18 protein-coding genes and 3 pseudogenes are annotated in these 16,205 nt (G+C 40.7%); 17 read left to right on the forward strand and 4 right to left on the reverse strand.

The window, feature by feature from the left end:
• Positions 1 to 57: 57 nt before the first annotated feature.
• Both HMPREF2918_RS05455 and HMPREF2918_RS05460 read right to left on the reverse strand, forming a co-directional pair.
• Positions 58 to 3,288 carry an LPXTG-anchored zinc carboxypeptidase gene (locus HMPREF2918_RS05455; protein ID WP_070594804.1) on the reverse strand — a complete coding sequence of 1,077 codons (3,231 nt, stop codon included), beginning with the start codon at positions 3,286 to 3,288 and terminating at the stop codon, positions 58 to 60.
• Positions 3,289 to 3,402: 114 nt separating this feature from the next.
• Positions 3,403 to 4,365, reverse strand: a complete 963-nt coding sequence (locus tag HMPREF2918_RS05460; protein ID WP_070594805.1) for an aromatic acid exporter family protein — start codon at positions 4,363 to 4,365, stop codon at positions 3,403 to 3,405.
• Between the two features lie 96 nt (positions 4,366 to 4,461).
• Between HMPREF2918_RS05460 and rlmB the strand changes: the two genes are divergently transcribed.
• From rlmB to rpsI, 5 genes are all read left to right on the forward strand, one after another.
• Positions 4,462 to 5,190 (forward strand): 23S rRNA (guanosine(2251)-2'-O)-methyltransferase RlmB, encoded by a 729-nt coding sequence (gene rlmB, locus HMPREF2918_RS05465; RefSeq protein ID WP_003010074.1) that lies wholly within the window; start codon positions 4,462 to 4,464, stop codon positions 5,188 to 5,190.
• 18 nt (positions 5,191 to 5,208) lie between these two features.
• Positions 5,209 to 5,721 carry an NYN domain-containing protein gene (locus tag HMPREF2918_RS05470; RefSeq protein WP_003004212.1) on the forward strand — a complete coding sequence of 171 codons (513 nt, stop codon included), beginning with the start codon at positions 5,209 to 5,211 and terminating at the stop codon, positions 5,719 to 5,721.
• Positions 5,721 to 6,584: a DegV family protein gene (locus HMPREF2918_RS05475; RefSeq protein ID WP_003010076.1), complete on the forward strand. Its 864-nt coding sequence runs from the start codon at positions 5,721 to 5,723 to the stop codon at positions 6,582 to 6,584. Before HMPREF2918_RS05470 ends, HMPREF2918_RS05475 begins: the two co-directional genes overlap by 1 nt.
• Before the next feature lie 152 nt (positions 6,585 to 6,736).
• Entirely contained in the window at positions 6,737 to 7,183 is a 447-nt protein-coding gene (gene rplM, locus HMPREF2918_RS05480) for a 50S ribosomal protein L13 (RefSeq protein WP_002876943.1), read from the forward strand.
• 18 nt (positions 7,184 to 7,201) lie between these two features.
• Positions 7,202 to 7,594 carry a 30S ribosomal protein S9 gene (gene rpsI / locus HMPREF2918_RS05485; RefSeq protein ID WP_002893764.1) on the forward strand — a complete coding sequence of 131 codons (393 nt, stop codon included), beginning with the start codon at positions 7,202 to 7,204 and terminating at the stop codon, positions 7,592 to 7,594.
• A 109-nt stretch (positions 7,595 to 7,703) separates the two neighbouring features.
• On the opposite strand, the gene HMPREF2918_RS05490 is transcribed toward rpsI, so the two are convergent.
• Complete coding sequence (locus HMPREF2918_RS05490) at positions 7,704 to 7,925, reverse strand: tyrosine-type recombinase/integrase (RefSeq protein ID WP_002893762.1); 222 nt, start codon at positions 7,923 to 7,925, stop codon at positions 7,704 to 7,706.
• 244 nt (positions 7,926 to 8,169) lie between these two features.
• A complete protein-coding gene (locus HMPREF2918_RS05495) occupies positions 8,170 to 8,778 on the reverse strand; it encodes a DUF1269 domain-containing protein (RefSeq protein ID WP_002893760.1) in 609 nt (202 codons plus the stop codon).
• A gap of 350 nt (positions 8,779 to 9,128) precedes the next feature.
• On the opposite strand from HMPREF2918_RS05495, the pseudogene HMPREF2918_RS11355 reads away from it, so the two are divergent.
• The 12 genes and pseudogenes from HMPREF2918_RS11355 to HMPREF2918_RS05540 all read left to right on the forward strand — a co-directional run.
• Positions 9,129 to 9,272 (forward strand): annotated as a pseudogene (locus HMPREF2918_RS11355) (IS982 family transposase); the annotation flags it as partial.
• Between the two features lie 3 nt (positions 9,273 to 9,275).
• A pseudogene (locus tag HMPREF2918_RS11635) lies at positions 9,276 to 9,609 on the forward strand (diacylglycerol kinase family lipid kinase); the annotation flags it as partial.
• A gap of 148 nt (positions 9,610 to 9,757) precedes the next feature.
• A pseudogene (locus tag HMPREF2918_RS05505) lies at positions 9,758 to 10,348 on the forward strand (transposase); the annotation flags it as partial.
• Between the two features lie 180 nt (positions 10,349 to 10,528).
• Entirely contained in the window at positions 10,529 to 10,807 is a 279-nt protein-coding gene (locus HMPREF2918_RS05510) for a DUF6110 family protein (RefSeq protein ID WP_002893755.1), read from the forward strand.
• A 1-nt stretch (position 10,808) separates the two neighbouring features.
• Positions 10,809 to 12,872 carry a heavy metal translocating P-type ATPase gene (locus tag HMPREF2918_RS05515; RefSeq protein WP_002893754.1) on the forward strand — a complete coding sequence of 688 codons (2,064 nt, stop codon included), beginning with the start codon at positions 10,809 to 10,811 and terminating at the stop codon, positions 12,870 to 12,872.
• Between the two features lie 299 nt (positions 12,873 to 13,171).
• On the forward strand, positions 13,172 to 13,786 hold the full coding sequence (locus HMPREF2918_RS05520) for a CadD family cadmium resistance transporter (RefSeq protein ID WP_070594807.1): 615 nt from the start codon (positions 13,172 to 13,174) through the stop codon (positions 13,784 to 13,786).
• Between the two features lie 11 nt (positions 13,787 to 13,797).
• Positions 13,798 to 14,136, forward strand: coding sequence for a Cd(II)/Zn(II)-sensing metalloregulatory transcriptional regulator CadX (cadX, locus tag HMPREF2918_RS05525; RefSeq protein WP_000711078.1), 339 nt, complete (start codon positions 13,798 to 13,800; stop codon positions 14,134 to 14,136).
• Between the two features lie 43 nt (positions 14,137 to 14,179).
• The gene (locus HMPREF2918_RS11640) at positions 14,180 to 14,314 is read left to right on the forward strand and encodes a hypothetical protein (RefSeq protein WP_256263195.1); all 135 of its coding nucleotides are present in this window, start codon (positions 14,180 to 14,182) and stop codon (positions 14,312 to 14,314) included.
• Between the two features lie 33 nt (positions 14,315 to 14,347).
• Positions 14,348 to 14,668, forward strand: coding sequence for a hypothetical protein (locus HMPREF2918_RS05530; RefSeq protein ID WP_083307798.1), 321 nt, complete (start codon positions 14,348 to 14,350; stop codon positions 14,666 to 14,668).
• Positions 14,669 to 15,237: 569 nt separating this feature from the next.
• Complete coding sequence (locus HMPREF2918_RS10810) at positions 15,238 to 15,540, forward strand: TMEM175 family protein (protein WP_004240734.1); 303 nt, start codon at positions 15,238 to 15,240, stop codon at positions 15,538 to 15,540.
• The gene (locus tag HMPREF2918_RS05535; protein WP_000397556.1) at positions 15,465 to 15,806 is read left to right on the forward strand and encodes a hypothetical protein; all 342 of its coding nucleotides are present in this window, start codon (positions 15,465 to 15,467) and stop codon (positions 15,804 to 15,806) included. The genes HMPREF2918_RS10810 and HMPREF2918_RS05535 overlap by 76 nt, the downstream gene beginning before the upstream one ends.
• 13 nt (positions 15,807 to 15,819) lie before the next feature.
• A complete protein-coding gene (locus HMPREF2918_RS05540) occupies positions 15,820 to 16,143 on the forward strand; it encodes a potassium channel family protein (protein ID WP_001253404.1) in 324 nt (107 codons plus the stop codon).
• Positions 16,144 to 16,205 lie beyond the last annotated feature (62 nt).

Here is a 16,205-nt window from a genome sequence, read left to right on the forward strand (position 1 = left end):
TGAAAAATTGATTTTCTATGAAAAGATGAACTTGAAATTCATAGCTAGTCTAAAATCTTACTCAACTTCTTTCTTTTTCAAGAGGAGGAAGCCTCCGCTAACGGCTAACAAGAAGCCTGAAAGAACGAAGTGTGCAGTTGTGTCTTCTCCAGTTTGTGGCAATTGCGCCTTGGCTGGACTTTCTTGGAAGCTTTGTCCTACTTGGTAAGTCAAGGCTTGCACACTTTCTTCATTTTTAGTTGTCATTTCTTTTTGTGGAAGGAGGACTTTAGGAGTATCCTTCTTGGCCAAGATTGGCTGTGGATTGGTTGTTTGGTTATGAATTGGAACCACCACTTGATCTGGTTCTTTAGCTGGAACGTAATCCATCAAGCTTGCCAACTTGCTGCCAAAGATCGCATTGGTTACCCAGCGGAAGAAGTGGACAGGGTGTTGACGGTTGGTTGGATTTCCTGCATAGACAAAGAGAGGTTGTCCCATCAGTTCTCCAGAGATGGCCATGACTTTGTTGGCTAGCACATCATTATGTGGCCACCAACCTGCAATATAATAATCACTCGGAGCGATGCTCATCAAGGTCTTGAAATGCTCTGGAACCTTTTCAATCCAGTTTCCTGAGTTGGAGTAGAAGAGGGTATTCTTCTTGTATCCGCTGGTCAATGGATCCTGATCATCAATGATCGCTTTCATCAAGCCTTCGTAGTCACTACCGCCTTTTAGTTTTTCAGCGTCAAATCCTGTAAGAACTCCCAATTTTTCCAATTTTTGCATGGCTTCCCCACCAATGACAAGGGTTGGTTTCTTACCAAAAATGGAAGCGTCAAAGCGGTTGCTTTCCAAAATAACAACATCTGCTTCTTCTGGAGTATTGACGATTTGGAAGCCTAATTTTTCAAGGACCAGACTAGTATGAGCAGGCGCATCTACTCCAGCCCAATTATAGTGGTAGTTTGGAGAGTAGACCTTCATCGGTTTCAAGGTTGGTCCGCTTGGTACCTTGTAGAGGGCATCACCATAAATAGCATAGTTTGGCAGGAGTGAAGCAAAGGTATCGCGGTCAACGATGTAGCCATCATCTGTTAGGTAGACAGATTTTCCTTGGGAAATGGCCTGGTTGATAGCTTTAACGGCACTGGCTGAGGTATTTGCGATCACATAGTAAGGAGCTTTTGGATCGATCTCAGAAGTACGAGTCGCACGGGTAGTGGTGACTTCCCCTAATTTTCCATTGAAAAGACCATCCGCAAAGACAGGTTCGGACTTGAACCCTCTCATATCTGGGAAGTTAACCAGCAATTCTGCGTACATCGCAGCCCAGGCAGATTCGTTGGAGCCCTTGTAGAGAATATGGTTGGCATAGCCCCGTTTGGCTTGGGCCATATCAATGACTAAGTCTCCTTTTTTATAGTTGCCAATATCTTCTTTGAGTTCTTTGACGAGGACACCATTGCGTTTGAAGTAGTCGATCATATTGAAGGCTTCTTGGGCATCGTTGTCTTTGTCGAGGCTCATTGGGATGACGTAGTAGTCTGGGAAGAATTTTGGACGACCGTTTTTTTCACGTCCAACGATTTCCCCATTTGGGCCGACCAGTTCATTTTCAGCTTTTGGATCTTCAGTTTTATTGAGACCACGTAAGTAGAAGTTGAGCCGCATCTCAAGGAGACGGTCTGGATCTTGGTTGAGGAAGTCAATGCCGCCGAGGACAGCATTGCGTCCAGCCTTATAGGATTCTTGGTTGGATTCTGGTATTTCAATGGTGTGGCCCAAGATGCCGTGATAGACAGCATAGACACCTGTATAACCTGAGAAGGAATCATCCCAGCCATCTCCCCAATCCAGTTTTGGAATGATGTAACTGTCGTATTTGGAATTGGCAACTCCAGCCCGGCCCATATGATGGGCATTTTCCAGCATGAGGTTGGACATGAGATCGTATTCAAAGTTCGGATCATGTGGAGGTGTTGCAGGTTCGATTAAGAATTCTTTTACAAAACCGTGTAAGTCGTAGAGAGCGATCGGATTCCACTTGTTGATCATTTGGATGACGGTCCGGACTTCAGGGTTGGTTTGGTAGCTGGCATCCCGGTTTGGATCGAGCCCGTTTGCTAGGGCCCGCAGGTTGAGAGCGTCCCCATCTGGGTTTTCCGTGAAGTCAAATAAGAAGATGAATTTATTGAGCAAGGTTGGAATATCTAGCGTGACAGTTTTAGCATTTCCAGCTTCATCAGTGGTGTTAAAGGTCACCTTTTCCTTGGTTGCAAAGGTATTAAAGAGGCCTGTGATGATATCAATGCCAGGCTGCTCATCCGCGTGGGTGTTGTGGACTAAGACAGGTAGTTTGTAATCCAAGGTCTTGTCCTTCAGTGCAGCCAGCATTTCGCTTGGTTTGGTCAAAGCTGTAGGATTGGTGCTAGACAGGTAGTGATCGATGCTGGCTTGGTCCTTACTCACAATTCCCATCTTCATGTCCCGGCCTTGGGCGCTCTTACCAAGGGTTTCTAACTGCACCAAACGATCGGGTTTCGCTTCTTCCTTGGATTTTTCGATAGCAGCTAGCATCTCTTCATGTGTATGGTAGTCTTGGTAAGGTCGAAAAACAAGAGTTTTATTGATGGTCACACCCAAGTCTGCATTGGTTCCGACCAGCTCATGATTGCCGATGTAGTTGCGATAAGTCCGGCGGATATTATTTGGGCTCCGAAGGCTAAGATCTTCACCAAAGAGATCCTGCACGTCGATGTGGAGATCCAGATCATTTCCGTTTGCGGTCTCTGTGATGGTAAGGAATGGATCCTTGCTTAGTGTTCCTGTCTCCATATCCCAAGTTTTCCACTCAGAGAGAGGCTTATTGTCTAAGGTCCAGTTGATCTTGCCAGCAGCTTGAGCTTTTTCTTGGACTTTGTCATCAATCGTACTCTTTTCAGAGAGATAAATGGTGCTATCAGCCAATCGTGTCGCTTGGTCAGCGGTCGTTGTCGCACGGGTAGTGCTTGGACTAGCGGTTGGCGCAACTTCTGTAGTAGAAGCCACATCAGAAGTCGCTGTTGCTTCTGCAGAAGTGGCAGGGGCTGCGGTGTCTCCTTTTTCAGCTGTAGCAGGACTGGCAGTCTCAGCTGTCACAGCTTGCTCAGTAGCGGGTGTCGCTTCAAGGGCCGTGCTAGGCTCTGTTTGAGGCGCTTCTAAGCTATCGGCTGAAGCTTGGCCATGACCGATAACGGAAAGCAAGACAGCCGCTGAGAGGCTGAGTGTTGTAGTGTACAAATGTTTCTTATACGAAGACTTCATATAGAAGACCCTCCTTAAAAAGTTATTTTCCGTTTCTAGTATACCATTTTAGGAAAGTGTTTACAACAAAACCCCGAATAAAAAAGCCTTTGCATCTTGCAAGGGCCTTTTTGTCTATTCTGTCTCCTTATGAAATTGTTGGTAAAAATCAACCTTGACCTGGATAAAAGTTTCTAAGTCTCTTAAGAGTTGGAGCAAGGTGGCGCGTGTTTCGAATTCTTCACGGGTCTTAGGAAGAGGACGTTCGCGAAAGATCGCCAAATACTGACTAATATCATCTAGAAGATCTTGGGCAGGATTTTTCTGGCTTAACTGTTGGGCCGTTTTCTTAAAAAGTTGAGCTAGGATTATGCTTTCACTCGCCGCCAACTGACAGCGGTTGACGTTTTCTGCCATATCCCGCAGAATATCGTTTTGCCGCTTGCGCATTTCGAAGTAGTGAATATGGTAGTTGGTTTGGTGAAAGAGGTGGTTGGAATGGTCCAGATAAACTAGCTTCAAAGCGTCCTTTAGGATACCATCCAACTCCTTAATCAAGCGAGCATCATTGCGACCATCCCCTTTACTAAGTAATTCCGCAAAACGACCAAGGATCTTTTTCAGTTGGTCTTCAACAACATCATGGTAGTGATCGATCGCTCCCTGATTAGAAGGCATATAGAGATTGGCCAGCAAGGCAAAGCTGGTCCCAATTAAAAAGAGAGCAAGTTCATTGAGCAAGAGCCCCCAGGAGGTAGACTGCTCAATCAAGAGGTGGGTAACCAACACCGTACTAGGGGTGATACCGATCTGCCAACCCAATAGAAAGGCACCAGGAACATAGAGAGCGATAAAAACTCCCAGTGCCCAGAGGTTGAATCCAAAAAAGGAAAAAGCGAGACTTCCGATAGCAAGGGCTAGCAAGGTCGACATAAAGCGCTGGTAGGCTTGCTTGATGGTACTGCGACGCGTATCAGAGATGCTCAAGATGGCAATGACGCCAGCTGAGATGGCATAGGTCAAGCCCAGAGCATAAGCAAGGGCAGCTGCTAAACAGGTGGCCAAGGTGAGCTTAATGGTTCGTTGAAAAAGAGGCATGGTTTCCTTTCTATTTTACTAGTTTCGCTGAGATAGATTTCATTTCATTATATCATGAATTGGCCTCATCCTCCTTTCTTATGGTATACTAGTTCTATGGAAAATAACGATATCGTATACGGTGTCCATGCAGTCACCGAGGCTTTACAAGCCAATACAGGCAATAAATTATATATTCAAGAAGACCTCCGAGGGAAAAATGTCGACAAGATCAAGGCCTTAGCAGCTGAGAAAAAAGTGTCGATTTCTTGGACGCCAAAGAAAACCCTGCAGGAAATGACAGAAGGAGCTGTTCACCAAGGCTTTGTTCTTCGAGTGGCAGCCTTTGCTTACACCGACTTGGCAGCGATTCTGAAACAGACAGCCCAAGAAGAGAACCCGCTTTTATTGATTCTCGATGGCTTAACAGATCCGCACAATCTTGGATCTATCTTGCGGACAGCTGATGCGACCAATGTCTCAGGAGTCATCATTCCTAAGCACCGAGCGGTTGGGGTGACCCCAGTGGTGTCAAAAACTTCTACCGGAGCAGTGGAACACATTCCCATTGCGCGTGTGACCAATCTTAGCCAAACCTTAGACAAGCTAAAGGAAGAGGGCTTCTGGATCTTTGGAACCGACATGAACGGCACGCCATCTCATCAGTGGAATACGGCTGGCAAGTTAGCCTTGATCATTGGCAATGAAGGAAAAGGGATCTCGGCCAATATCAAAAAACAAGTCGATGAGATGATCACCATTCCCATGAATGGTCATGTGCAAAGCCTCAATGCCAGTGTGGCAGCAGCCATCCTTATGTATGAGGTCTTTCGCAATCGACTATAATCCTAGAAAGGCAATGATATGAAACGAAAAATCTTATTGGTTGACGGCTATAATATGATTGCCTTTTGGCAGGAGACCCGCCAGCTCTTTCAAAAAAGTGAGCTCGATGCAGCCCGCAATATCCTCCTGCAAAAACTGAGCCACTATGCTAGCTTTGAAGGAATCGAAGTCATCTGTGTCTTTGATGCCCAGTATATGCCAGGAGTGCGGCAGACCTATGAGGAGTTCAATGTTCAGGTGGTCTTTACCGGTGAGGATGAGACGGCAGATGACTATATCGAGCGCTTGGCGGCAGAGCTTAACACGCCCCTCCACCAAGTATCAGTAGCGACCAGTGACTTAAATGAGCAATGGACCGTCTTTGCTCAAGGAGCTCTTCGGGTATCTGCCAGAGAGTTAGAAAAACGGGTCGCAGTCGTCAAAGGAAACCTCAATCAAGCGCAGCGAGTGGTTAACGATCAAAAACCACCCATGCGACCGCTCGATCACGAAGTATTGCGACAATTACAAGAAATGATGGGAGACAAGTAATGACATTTGCTATTTTAACCGATTCGACCGCAGATTTAGACCAAAACTGGGCCAAGGAACATCAGGTGACCATTCTTGGCTTGACCATTGAGTTAGATGGGACGGTTTACCAGACAGTAGGCCAAGCTCAATTGACCAGCCCGGAGCTTTTAGAAGCCATGAAAAATGGGGCCAAACCGACAACCAGTCAGGTCAATGTGGGCCAATTTCAGGAAACCTTTAAACAATTTGCCAAAGAAGGAAAAGATCTGCTTTATGTGGCCTTTTCATCAGTCTTATCTGGGACCTATCAGAGTGCAGTCATGGCACGAGACCTGGTTTTAGAAGACTACCCGGAAGCCGTGATCGAGATTGTCGATCAGAAGGCTGCTGGGATTGGAGAGGGTTATCTGGTCATGCGAGCAGTAGCTGCGCGTGATGCAGGTCGTTCATTAGCAGAAGCCAAAGAAGAAATCATGGACCTAGCGCCAAAACTGCGGACTTATTTCCTAGTTGATGACCTCTACCACCTCATGCGTGGCGGCCGTCTCTCAAAAAGTGCCGCGATCATGGGAAGTTTGGCCAGCATCAAACCCATTCTCTGGATAGATGCGGAAGGGAAATTAGTCCCTATTAGCAAGGTTCGGGGACGCAAAAAAGCTGTCCGGGAATTACTGGAGCTGATCAAAGCAGATATCGGTGAAAGCACAGCCTTGGTATCTTATACCAACGATCTAGAAGGAGCCGAAGCACTGAAGCAAGAAATGCTTGCGCTTGAAGGCATCGATGAAGTTCTCGTGATGCCTCTTGGACCGGTTATTTCAGCCCACGTCGGCCCGAATTCCTTGATCGGATTTGTCATTGGAAAAGAAAATCGCAAATAATTTTCCAAATCGGTTGACTTTTATCTTAGAATTTTGATACAATAGTAGGCGGTATTGTTTACCCCATTTGTAAGGCCCCGGAACCTTTCAAATAACTTGCGGACCGGAACATCCGCCCTGTAAACAAAAACGACATTCATATAGGAGAAATCATGAACAAAACTACATTCATGGCTAAACCAGGCCAAGTAGAACGCAAATGGTACGTTGTTGACGCAACTGATGTACCTCTTGGACGCCTTTCAGCAGTTGTTGCTAGCGTGCTTCGCGGAAAAAACAAACCAACATTCACACCTCACACTGATACAGGTGACTTCGTAATCGTTATCAATGCTGAAAAAGTTAAATTGACTGGTAAAAAAGCAACTGATAAGATCTACTACACTCACTCAAACCACCCAGGTGGATTGAAATCAATCTCTGCTGGTGAACTTCGTTCTAAAAATGCAGTACGTTTGATCGAGAAATCAGTTAAAGGTATGCTTCCACACAATACTCTTGGCCGCGCTCAAGGTATGAAATTGAAAGTATTCGTTGGAGCTGAGCACACTCACGCTGCACAACAACCAGAAGTTCTTGATATTTCAGGACTTATCTAAGGAAAGGAACAATAAAGTATGTCACAAGCACAATATGCAGGTACTGGACGTCGTAAAAACGCTGTTGCACGCGTTCGCCTTGTTCCAGGAACTGGTAAAATCACTGTTAACAAAAAAGATGTTGAAGAGTACATCCCACACGCTGACCTTCGTCTTGTAATCAACCAACCATTCGCAGTTACTTCAACTGCAGGTTCATACGACGTTTTCGTTAACGTTGTAGGTGGTGGATACGCTGGTCAAGCAGGAGCTATCCGTCACGGTATCGCTCGTGCCCTTCTTCAAGTAGACCCAGACTTCCGCGATTCATTGAAACGCGCAGGACTTCTTACACGTGACTCACGTAAAGTTGAACGTAAGAAACCAGGTCTTAAGAAAGCTCGTAAAGCATCACAATTCTCAAAACGTTAATCAATACGATTATATCAACGTTTACAGACATTCAAGAATTATTTCTTGGATGTCTTTTTTGTTTCAAAAAATCAAAGTTCACCCCAAAATTCACCCCATATTCACCCCATCAATTTTTTAAACTACGAAAAGCAATATCACCTACAGTCTGATTGACTTTATCTTTGATATTAACGTAAGTTTTTGTAATCTCTTTATCACTATGAGTAAGAGCTTCTGAGAAGGCTTCAAGAGAAACACCTGCTTGTTTAGCAAGAGTAGCACCAGTATGTCTTAGTTTGTGTGGTGATGCTGGTGCTAATTCGGGATGTCTTCGTCTGACTGATTTCATCTTGATAAAACTTAAAATTTTTCTAATTATAACGAAGCATAGTCAAAAAGCTATGACCTCTATATTCACAAAAAAATCCAGACCAATACTAGTCCAGATTTCTTGTCTATTAAACATTCTTTTCAAAGAATGGAAGAACGGCTGTAACGGCTTTGTCAACGCAATTATTTAACTGTGAGAATCCGACGCACATAAATTTTAAATGGCGTCTCAGTCACATTTAAATTTATGAGACGCTTAGACGTTAGGCTTTCAATTTGTCAAATTTTGCTTTGACATTTGCCTTGAATTCTTCAAGTTTAGCCTTGCGTTCGGCTTTACGTTCAGCCTTCATTTGTGCACGTGCCTGGTTGTAGAGGTCTTCTTGGACTTGCAGAGCTGCTTCGATTTCGGCTACGACGGTTGCTACATCCCAACGCACGATTTGGGTGTCGTACTTGGTGAAGTAAGCATCGATGACTGCTTCGTTGTTTTCTTGCACCAAGGCGACAACGGCTGTTTCGCCGTCGATCAATTTTTGAGACACAACGTCAATCAAGCCAGCTTCTGCCGTATCAACGGTATCACCAGCAGCCAAACCATAGAGGCTGCCAATACCATAACCAAACAAGACGCCGATAGGACCACCCAAAAGCCCGATAACTGCACCGAGCAAGCCACCTTCTAGGGTTGCATCCGTCGTTGAATCTTCAAAGTCATAGCGTTCTTTTTCAACGATGTGACCGTTTTCATTTTTGACCAAGGCGATTTGAGCAACCTTGGTCGTCTGAGTTTGGCGGAAAGCCTTCAAATCCGCAAAGGACTGATAAGCTTCGCTTTCAGTGTTAAAGACTGAAACTACTAGGTTTTCCATAGTTAGTACCTCTTTTCTAAATATATACGTTCATTATAATACAGTTTCAATCACTTTTCAATCATTTTAGTGCGACATTTTAATTGATATGTCGCGTTTATCAGCGTCAAAGAACAGTTTCAGGCAGCGGTATATCTTTGCCATATCCCAGCCCAGACACTCTGGCGACTCTGAGTGATTATCAAGAAAGGCGTCCAGCAACATCTTAAAGCCTCCCGTGCAAAAAGTAAATAAATAGTGTTTTTCCTGTATGCCTGTCACACGGCTAAAAGACCGCTTGACCAAATCTTCCAGAAAATTATAGCAGATATTATGTACCAGCTCTGTGTAGCGAGTCTGATGAGCGTGCCGAATCACATCGACACTTTTATAGAATCTGCCAACTGTTTCCTTATGGTCGAATCCTTGAAAGAAGTCGCTTTATTCGTCGGTCAAGACAATTAATTTGGCTGGTGCAACTGATTCACCAAGCTATGAACAAGCAATTATTACCTTTTGAAAGCAAAAATGGCAATTATGAAGGTGAAGCTACTCAGGTCTTAGTTCTTCTATCCAATTACTATGCAGACAAAAAACTATTTGATGAAAATACAGATGAATATGGAAATATCTTGATTTTAAAGGATTCATCCATCATTTCTAAATTATCGGCTATCCCAGATTTATTAAAAAGGGGATCTAGTAGGTAACAATAATATCGAATATATCAAAGTACGCAATATTAGGATTTCTTCAGAGGTTGAGTTAGAGTCAGATGTTGATGGGGATAAGTCGGATAATCTGCCAATAGATATAAAAATACTAGAAAACAGGCTTGAAAAAGGCTCGTAAAGCTAGCCAGTTCTCTAAACGTTAATTCGTTGCTGGACAGCAGAATACAAACGAAAACACTTTGCATCTTGCAAGGTGTTTTTTTCTATGAGAACTGGCGGTGCGCAATTAGGATAGCTCTAGCGACTTTAGTCGCATAGAGATATGCTATGCACAGTTGCCTCAAGAAAACAATGCTTCTTGGTCCACCCTGTTAGACAAGCTTCAAAACCAAGGAATCCAACAGATTTCTCTTGTAGTTACAGATGGCTTTAAGGGGCTTGAGTAGATTATCAGTCAGGCTCACCCATTAGCTAAACAACAATGTTGCTTAATTCATATTAGTCGAAATCTAGCTAGTAAAGTGAAACGAGCAGATAGAGCGGTTATTCTGGGGCAATTTATAATGATTTATCGTGCTGAAAATTTAGAAATGGCAGGACAAGCTTTAGAGGACTTTCTCGCCGAATGGAAACCAAAGTATAGGAAAGTCATGGAAAGTCTGGAGAAGACGGATAATCTTTTAACTTTTTATCAGTTTCCCTACCAGATTTGGCACAGCATGTATTCGACAAACCTCATTGAGTCTCTTAACAAAGAAATCAAACATCAAACGAAAAAGAAGGTTCTTTTTCCTAATGAGGAGGCTCTGGAACGTTACTTAGTTACGTTGTTTGAAGATTATAATTTCAAGCAAAGTCAACGAATCCATAAAGGGTTTGGTCAATGTTCTGATACACTTGAAAGCTTATTTAATTAACACTCCGTAACTCTACTTAAGTGTTTACACATAATTATTTACAGTATCAAAAAATAAAGTATATTGTTTTCATCATAATATAATTAAATATCAGTATAGAGAATTTTATCTATATATCAGATATCAGCAATTGCTTTTGCTGTCATTTTTCGCTACAATAGTTACAAGGAGGAAATAAACATGTTAAAAGAAGTATTAAACGTCGCAAAAGTTGCGAAAAAATCATCTCTCTTCTTAGGAGGGGTAGCATTTGGGACGCTTGGCTTGAAAGTCTTAGCAAGTAAAGAAGCTAAGAAAGGCTATTCTAAGGCCTTGGCTAAAGCTTACAAATTGAAAGATGGACTGGATGCATCTGTTTCTGTTGTAAAACAACACGGTGATGATGTTTTACAAGACGCTAAATATTTATACGAACAGGAAAAGAAAGAAGAACAATTAGATAGCCTGACAGGTGAATAATATGTCTTTTAAAGTGCTACACAGAGGATATCAACATATCCGATTATCGTCCTCGTTTTCACTGACCTTGGATATTCAAGATTATCTTCGTTCCTTGGCTAAAGATGAAAAAGGGATCGACTCTATTCAGTTTTATATGGATCAGCAGCACTTTACTCTACGTATGAAAGAAGGCTTCTCTGTATTAGAAAATGCAGAGGCCTTTTTAAAAAAAATTGACAAGGGGAAAGTTTCGGACTTGATGACTCTTCCCATTCGTAGAGAAGAGAGTGCTTATTCAATTGTATCGGGTGCAGCGATTAAGCGTTTGCTGTTTCGAAGTTTTGTACCCTACCCTATTCGTTATATTTGGACTTGTTATCAGGCTTTGGGTTATGTCAAAGAAGCCTATCAAACTTTAGCGCGCAAGGAACTAACCATGGAGGTCTTGGACTGTTCGGCCATTTTGTTGTCCTTGTTTATGAACCAATCCAAGACAGCTAGCAACATCATGTTTATGCTTGATTTGGGTAATCATCTGGATCAGTGGTCTTTAAAAAAAACAGCAACAGATTTGGAACAAAGCCTTCTTGCTAAAGAAAGTGATGTTTTCTTAGTGCGGGGAGACATGGTCATCAGCATCAAGAGTTCTGATGTTCAAGTAGGTGATGTATTAGTTGTCTCCCAAGGTAATGAAATCTTGTTTGACGGCCAAGTGGTTTCAGGATTAGGCATGGTCAATGAGAGTTCCTTGACTGGAGAGAGCTTCCCTGTTGAAAAGAAAGAGGGAGATTCTGTATGTGCGAATACTGTTTTGGAAACAGGAGAGTTAAGAATTCGTGTGACTGATAATCAGATAAACAGTCGTATTTTGCAACTCATCAATCTGATGAAAAAATCTGAAGAGAGTAAGAAGACAAAACAACGTCATTTTATTAGGATGGCAGACAAGGTTGTAAAATATAACTTCTTAGGTGCTGGTTTGACTTATCTGTTAACAGGTTCGTTTTCAAAAGCCATTTCCTTTTTATTGGTGGATTTTTCATGTGCTCTAAAAATATCCACACCTGTAGCCTACCTTACGGCCATAAAGGAAGGTCTAAATCGAGAAATGGTTATTAAAGATGGTGATGTATTAGAAAAATATCTGGAAGTGGATACTTTCTTGTTTGATAAAACGGGTACCATCACGACGAGTTATCCTTTGGTTGAAAAGGTTCTTCCTTTCGGAGATTATACTGAGAAAGATATTTTAAGAATAAGTGCATGTTTGGAGGAACATATCTATCATCCTATTGCCAATGCAATTGTTAAACAAGCTGAAATTGAAGGCATTGAACACGAAGAAATGCATGGCAAGCTTCAGTATGTTGCAAGCAAAGGGATTAAATCGCAAATTGATGGTCAATCGGTTGTCATTGGAAATTATGTACTAATGCAAGACGAACAGGTAAGAATTAGTTCTGAGCAGCTGGCCTTGATTGAGCAATATAAGACTCATTACAATTTATTGTTTTTGGCTTATAAGAAAGAATTAATTGGGATGTTTTGTATCCACACTCCCTTGAGAAGCGAGGCGAAAGTTGCATTGAAAAAGCTAAAGCGCCAAGGGAAAAAACTGATTCTGGCAACTGGTGATACGTTGGCTAGAACAGAAGAGTTGGTTAAAGATCTGCCATTTGACAACGTTTATACTGATTTAAAACCAGATGGTAAGTTTCAGTTGGTTCAGGAATTACAGAAAGCTGGCCGAACTATTTTGATGGTTGGAGACGGGTTAAACGACTCTGCTGCCTTGACGCTTGCAGATATTGGGGTTGTGATGAATGAAAGTGCTGATATTTCTAAGCAGATGAGTGATATTTTATTATTAGATAATCGTTTAGATTTCTTCGAGGAATTGAATTCTTTATCTGAATCGTTGCAGAAATTAATTCAAAGAAATATTCAAGAAACAGTTGTAATAAATGGAAGTTTAATTGGATTTGGGTTGTTAAATTGGTTAAGCCCATCTAATCTTTCGATATTGCACAATCTGACTACTTTAAGAATCGTCCTTCGTAGTCTTTCTATTAAAAGTAGGTAAGAGACCGAGAAGCTGAGGTTATAAAAACTAAAAGGAGTTGTCTCATTTGAGAATAACGGCTCTTTGTCAACTGTAGTGGGTTGGTGGAAAATTATACCCTGGAGAGGACCAAATTGGTTCTCTCCTTTTAAATATTGAAAAAACCATTGGCAGTGGACATACTTTAAGACTATATATTTCTGAAACTAGTTTCACAATACAAATATTGACATGCAATTATTAATTGGTGGATTTTAAGTTGACATCTACAAAGTTTAATGTTAAAATACATTCAAAAATATATTTGAATGAGGTGTTTTATGATTCAAAATATTGTTACTTCAATAATCCTGTATTCTGGGACAGCCGTAGACTTACTTATTATCCTAATGTTATTTTTTGCCAAAAGAAAAAGCAGAAAAGACATCATTAACATCTATTTAGGACAATTTCTAGGCTCTGTTAGTCTAATATTGCTAAGTTTACTTTTTGCATTTGTCTTAAATTATATTCCTAGTAAAGAGATTTTAGGTTTGCTCGGTTTGATTCCAATTTTCCTAGGACTCAAAGTTTTGCTTTTAGGAGATTCTGATGGAGAAGCTATTGCAAAAGATGGTTTGCGCAAAGATGATAAAAACCTGATTTTTCTAGTCGCTATGATTACTTTTGCAAGTTGTGGCGCTGACAATATTGGTGTCTTTGTCCCATATTTTACCACCTTAAATTTAGCGAATTTGATAGTGACTTTACTTACTTTTCTAGTCATGATTTATCTCTTGGTTTTTTCTGCCCAAAAATTGGCACAAGTCCCTTCTGTTGGAGAAACTTTGGAAAAATATAGCAGATGGTTTATTGCCGTTGTCTATTTAGGATTGGGGATGTATATCCTGATTGAAAACAACAGCTTTGACATGCTATGGGCTGTGTTAGGCTAGGAGAAAAAATTATGAAAAAAGATAGTATCTGTCAAGTGGATGTTATTAATCAACAAAATGTTACAACCGCAACGAACTACCTTGAAAAGGAAAAAGTCCAAAAATCACTTCGCATTTTATCAAAATTTACCGATAATAAACAGATAAATATCATCTTTTATCTCCTTGCCGTCGAAGAACTCTGTGTCTGCGATATAGCCTGTTTATTAAATCTCAGTATGGCATCTGCCTCCCACCATCTTCGTAAACTAGCCAATCAAAACATCTTGGACACTAGAAGAGAGGGGAAAATTATATATTATTTTATAAAAGATGAGGAAATCAGAGATTTTTTTAATCAACTAGGATAACAACTATTTTTACTACTTTTCCATGATTATAGGGAGATTATATATGAAATTTTTTGATGAAAATTACTCACAAGAAATACCTACTCGTATTAAATGTTTAAGAAAAAAGTATAATTTAAAGCAAAGCGACCTAGGTAATGCAGGTCAAGTTAGGCAAATTGAAAAGGGAGAAGTTTGAAAGAATTTGTATCTTTTATTTTTTGTTTCATTTATGCCCTATGCTACTGGAATAGTTAGTAGTCATTTCATGAATCGTACGGCACAGCTCTTTTATGGACTGATCGTTATTGTTTCAACGGTAGTAAACTGGTTTTTACATAAAGTAATTGATAAACCCAATATAGATCAGAAAGAATTACTTGAAGCTACCGCACAATATAGGAAGTTATTGATACCTGACCTAATAATTAAAGGAGTGGGATTGATTCTATCCTTAATTCTCTATCCTCCGATTATGATGTATAGTGTTTTAATTGCGGCATTTTACATCATAACTTTAAAAACACTATACGAAAAAAGAGTGAATAACTAAAAAACGGTGACCAAAGTTAGGTGTATTATTTTAATGCTTAGAGACCTAAACTATTCCCCTATTTTAAAAATATTGATTCAGATTTTATGAAATTAATCAGTAGATATCGTTCTGAAAAGCCTTGATAATACGCTGTTTTTAGTCCAACTGAAACCCATACTTTCCAAACCAGGCTTGAAAAAAGCTCGTAAAGCATCACAATTTAGTAAACGTTAAAACTTATTTAAACTTATTGAAAGCATTTCGTATCAAAAATACGGGATGCTTTTTCTGTTCACCCCAAATTTTTGTAACTAGGTGATACTTGAAATTAATACAAATTTGGTTGTTTTTGATAAATCTAAGCAACACTAAATGATGAAGTGAAAGGGGATGAATCTTTGATAGTATTCATTTATTGTGAAATATGATATATTTATTAATTAGATGGATGAATACTTCTAGAGTTAAATATAGCATAATAGGGACAGACTTTTTGGTTTATTTTTGTTTGTAGTCGGATTATGAAAGAATATCCAATATTATGCGATAAGATAGAATGTTACAAAAAAGAAAGGGGATGCAATCCGATGAAGAAAGACAGATTAATTGTATTGACAGATGCTGTTCTAGCAATTATTATGACCATCTTGATTTTAGAGTTAGAAAAACCAACAACACCAAGTCTTGAAGCTTTTTGGGATTTACGGCAAAATTTCTTTGCTTGTTTTCTTTCCTTTTTCTGGTTGGGATCGTTATGGATGGCACTAAACACATTATGGGAAAAGGTTGAGAAAATTTCCTCAGAAATTATTTGGTGGAATTTGTTTCTACTCTTGGAGCGGCAGGAGTTCTCTTTGGAGAATTTCATGCCATCCAAGATACCAGTCTGAATGATGTGGTGGACCGGATCTATATAAATGTCAAGGATTTACCGTTTCAGTCCTTGGGAGCTTTAGCTAATATCCTGTCTGATGTTAAGAAGGGACTGATTCAAGACAGTCATATCTGGTCTTTCTTCCAGTCATTTTTCAAACAATATCAGTTGATAATCAGCTTAAATCAGATCTATCAGTTTGTCTATCTTTCTCTGATGGAGATCATGTCCTATCTTCACTTTGATTATTGGAAAAAACGGCTCGGTCAGGAGCTAGTATGAATAAGGAGAACAAATGAGACGTTTAAAAATGTTATGGCATATTATACAGGTTACGGGTTTTACTCGGTTTGCTCTGAGTTTTGTGACCTTTGTTTTTGGGTCAGGAGGCGTGCTTTTCCTAGTTGAACCTGCTATCACAAATTACGGAGACGGTCTTTGGTATGCTTTTGTGACTTCGACGACTGTCGGCTACGGGGATCTCCTAGCTGTGACCTTGATTGGAAGGATTACCAGTGTCTTCTTGACGATTTATGGGCTCATATTTTTTGGCTGTTTATCAGCTGTTATTATTAATTATTATACCGATTTAAATAAGGAAAGAGGAGAGGACAAATGACTGCCAATTATTCAACACGGGAATACCGTGAGAAATTATACGATGACCTTCATGTTCGATTG

The organism is Streptococcus sp. HMSC065C01 (assembly GCF_001813525.1).
GTDB classification, from domain to species: domain Bacteria; phylum Bacillota; class Bacilli; order Lactobacillales; family Streptococcaceae; genus Streptococcus; species Streptococcus parasanguinis_V.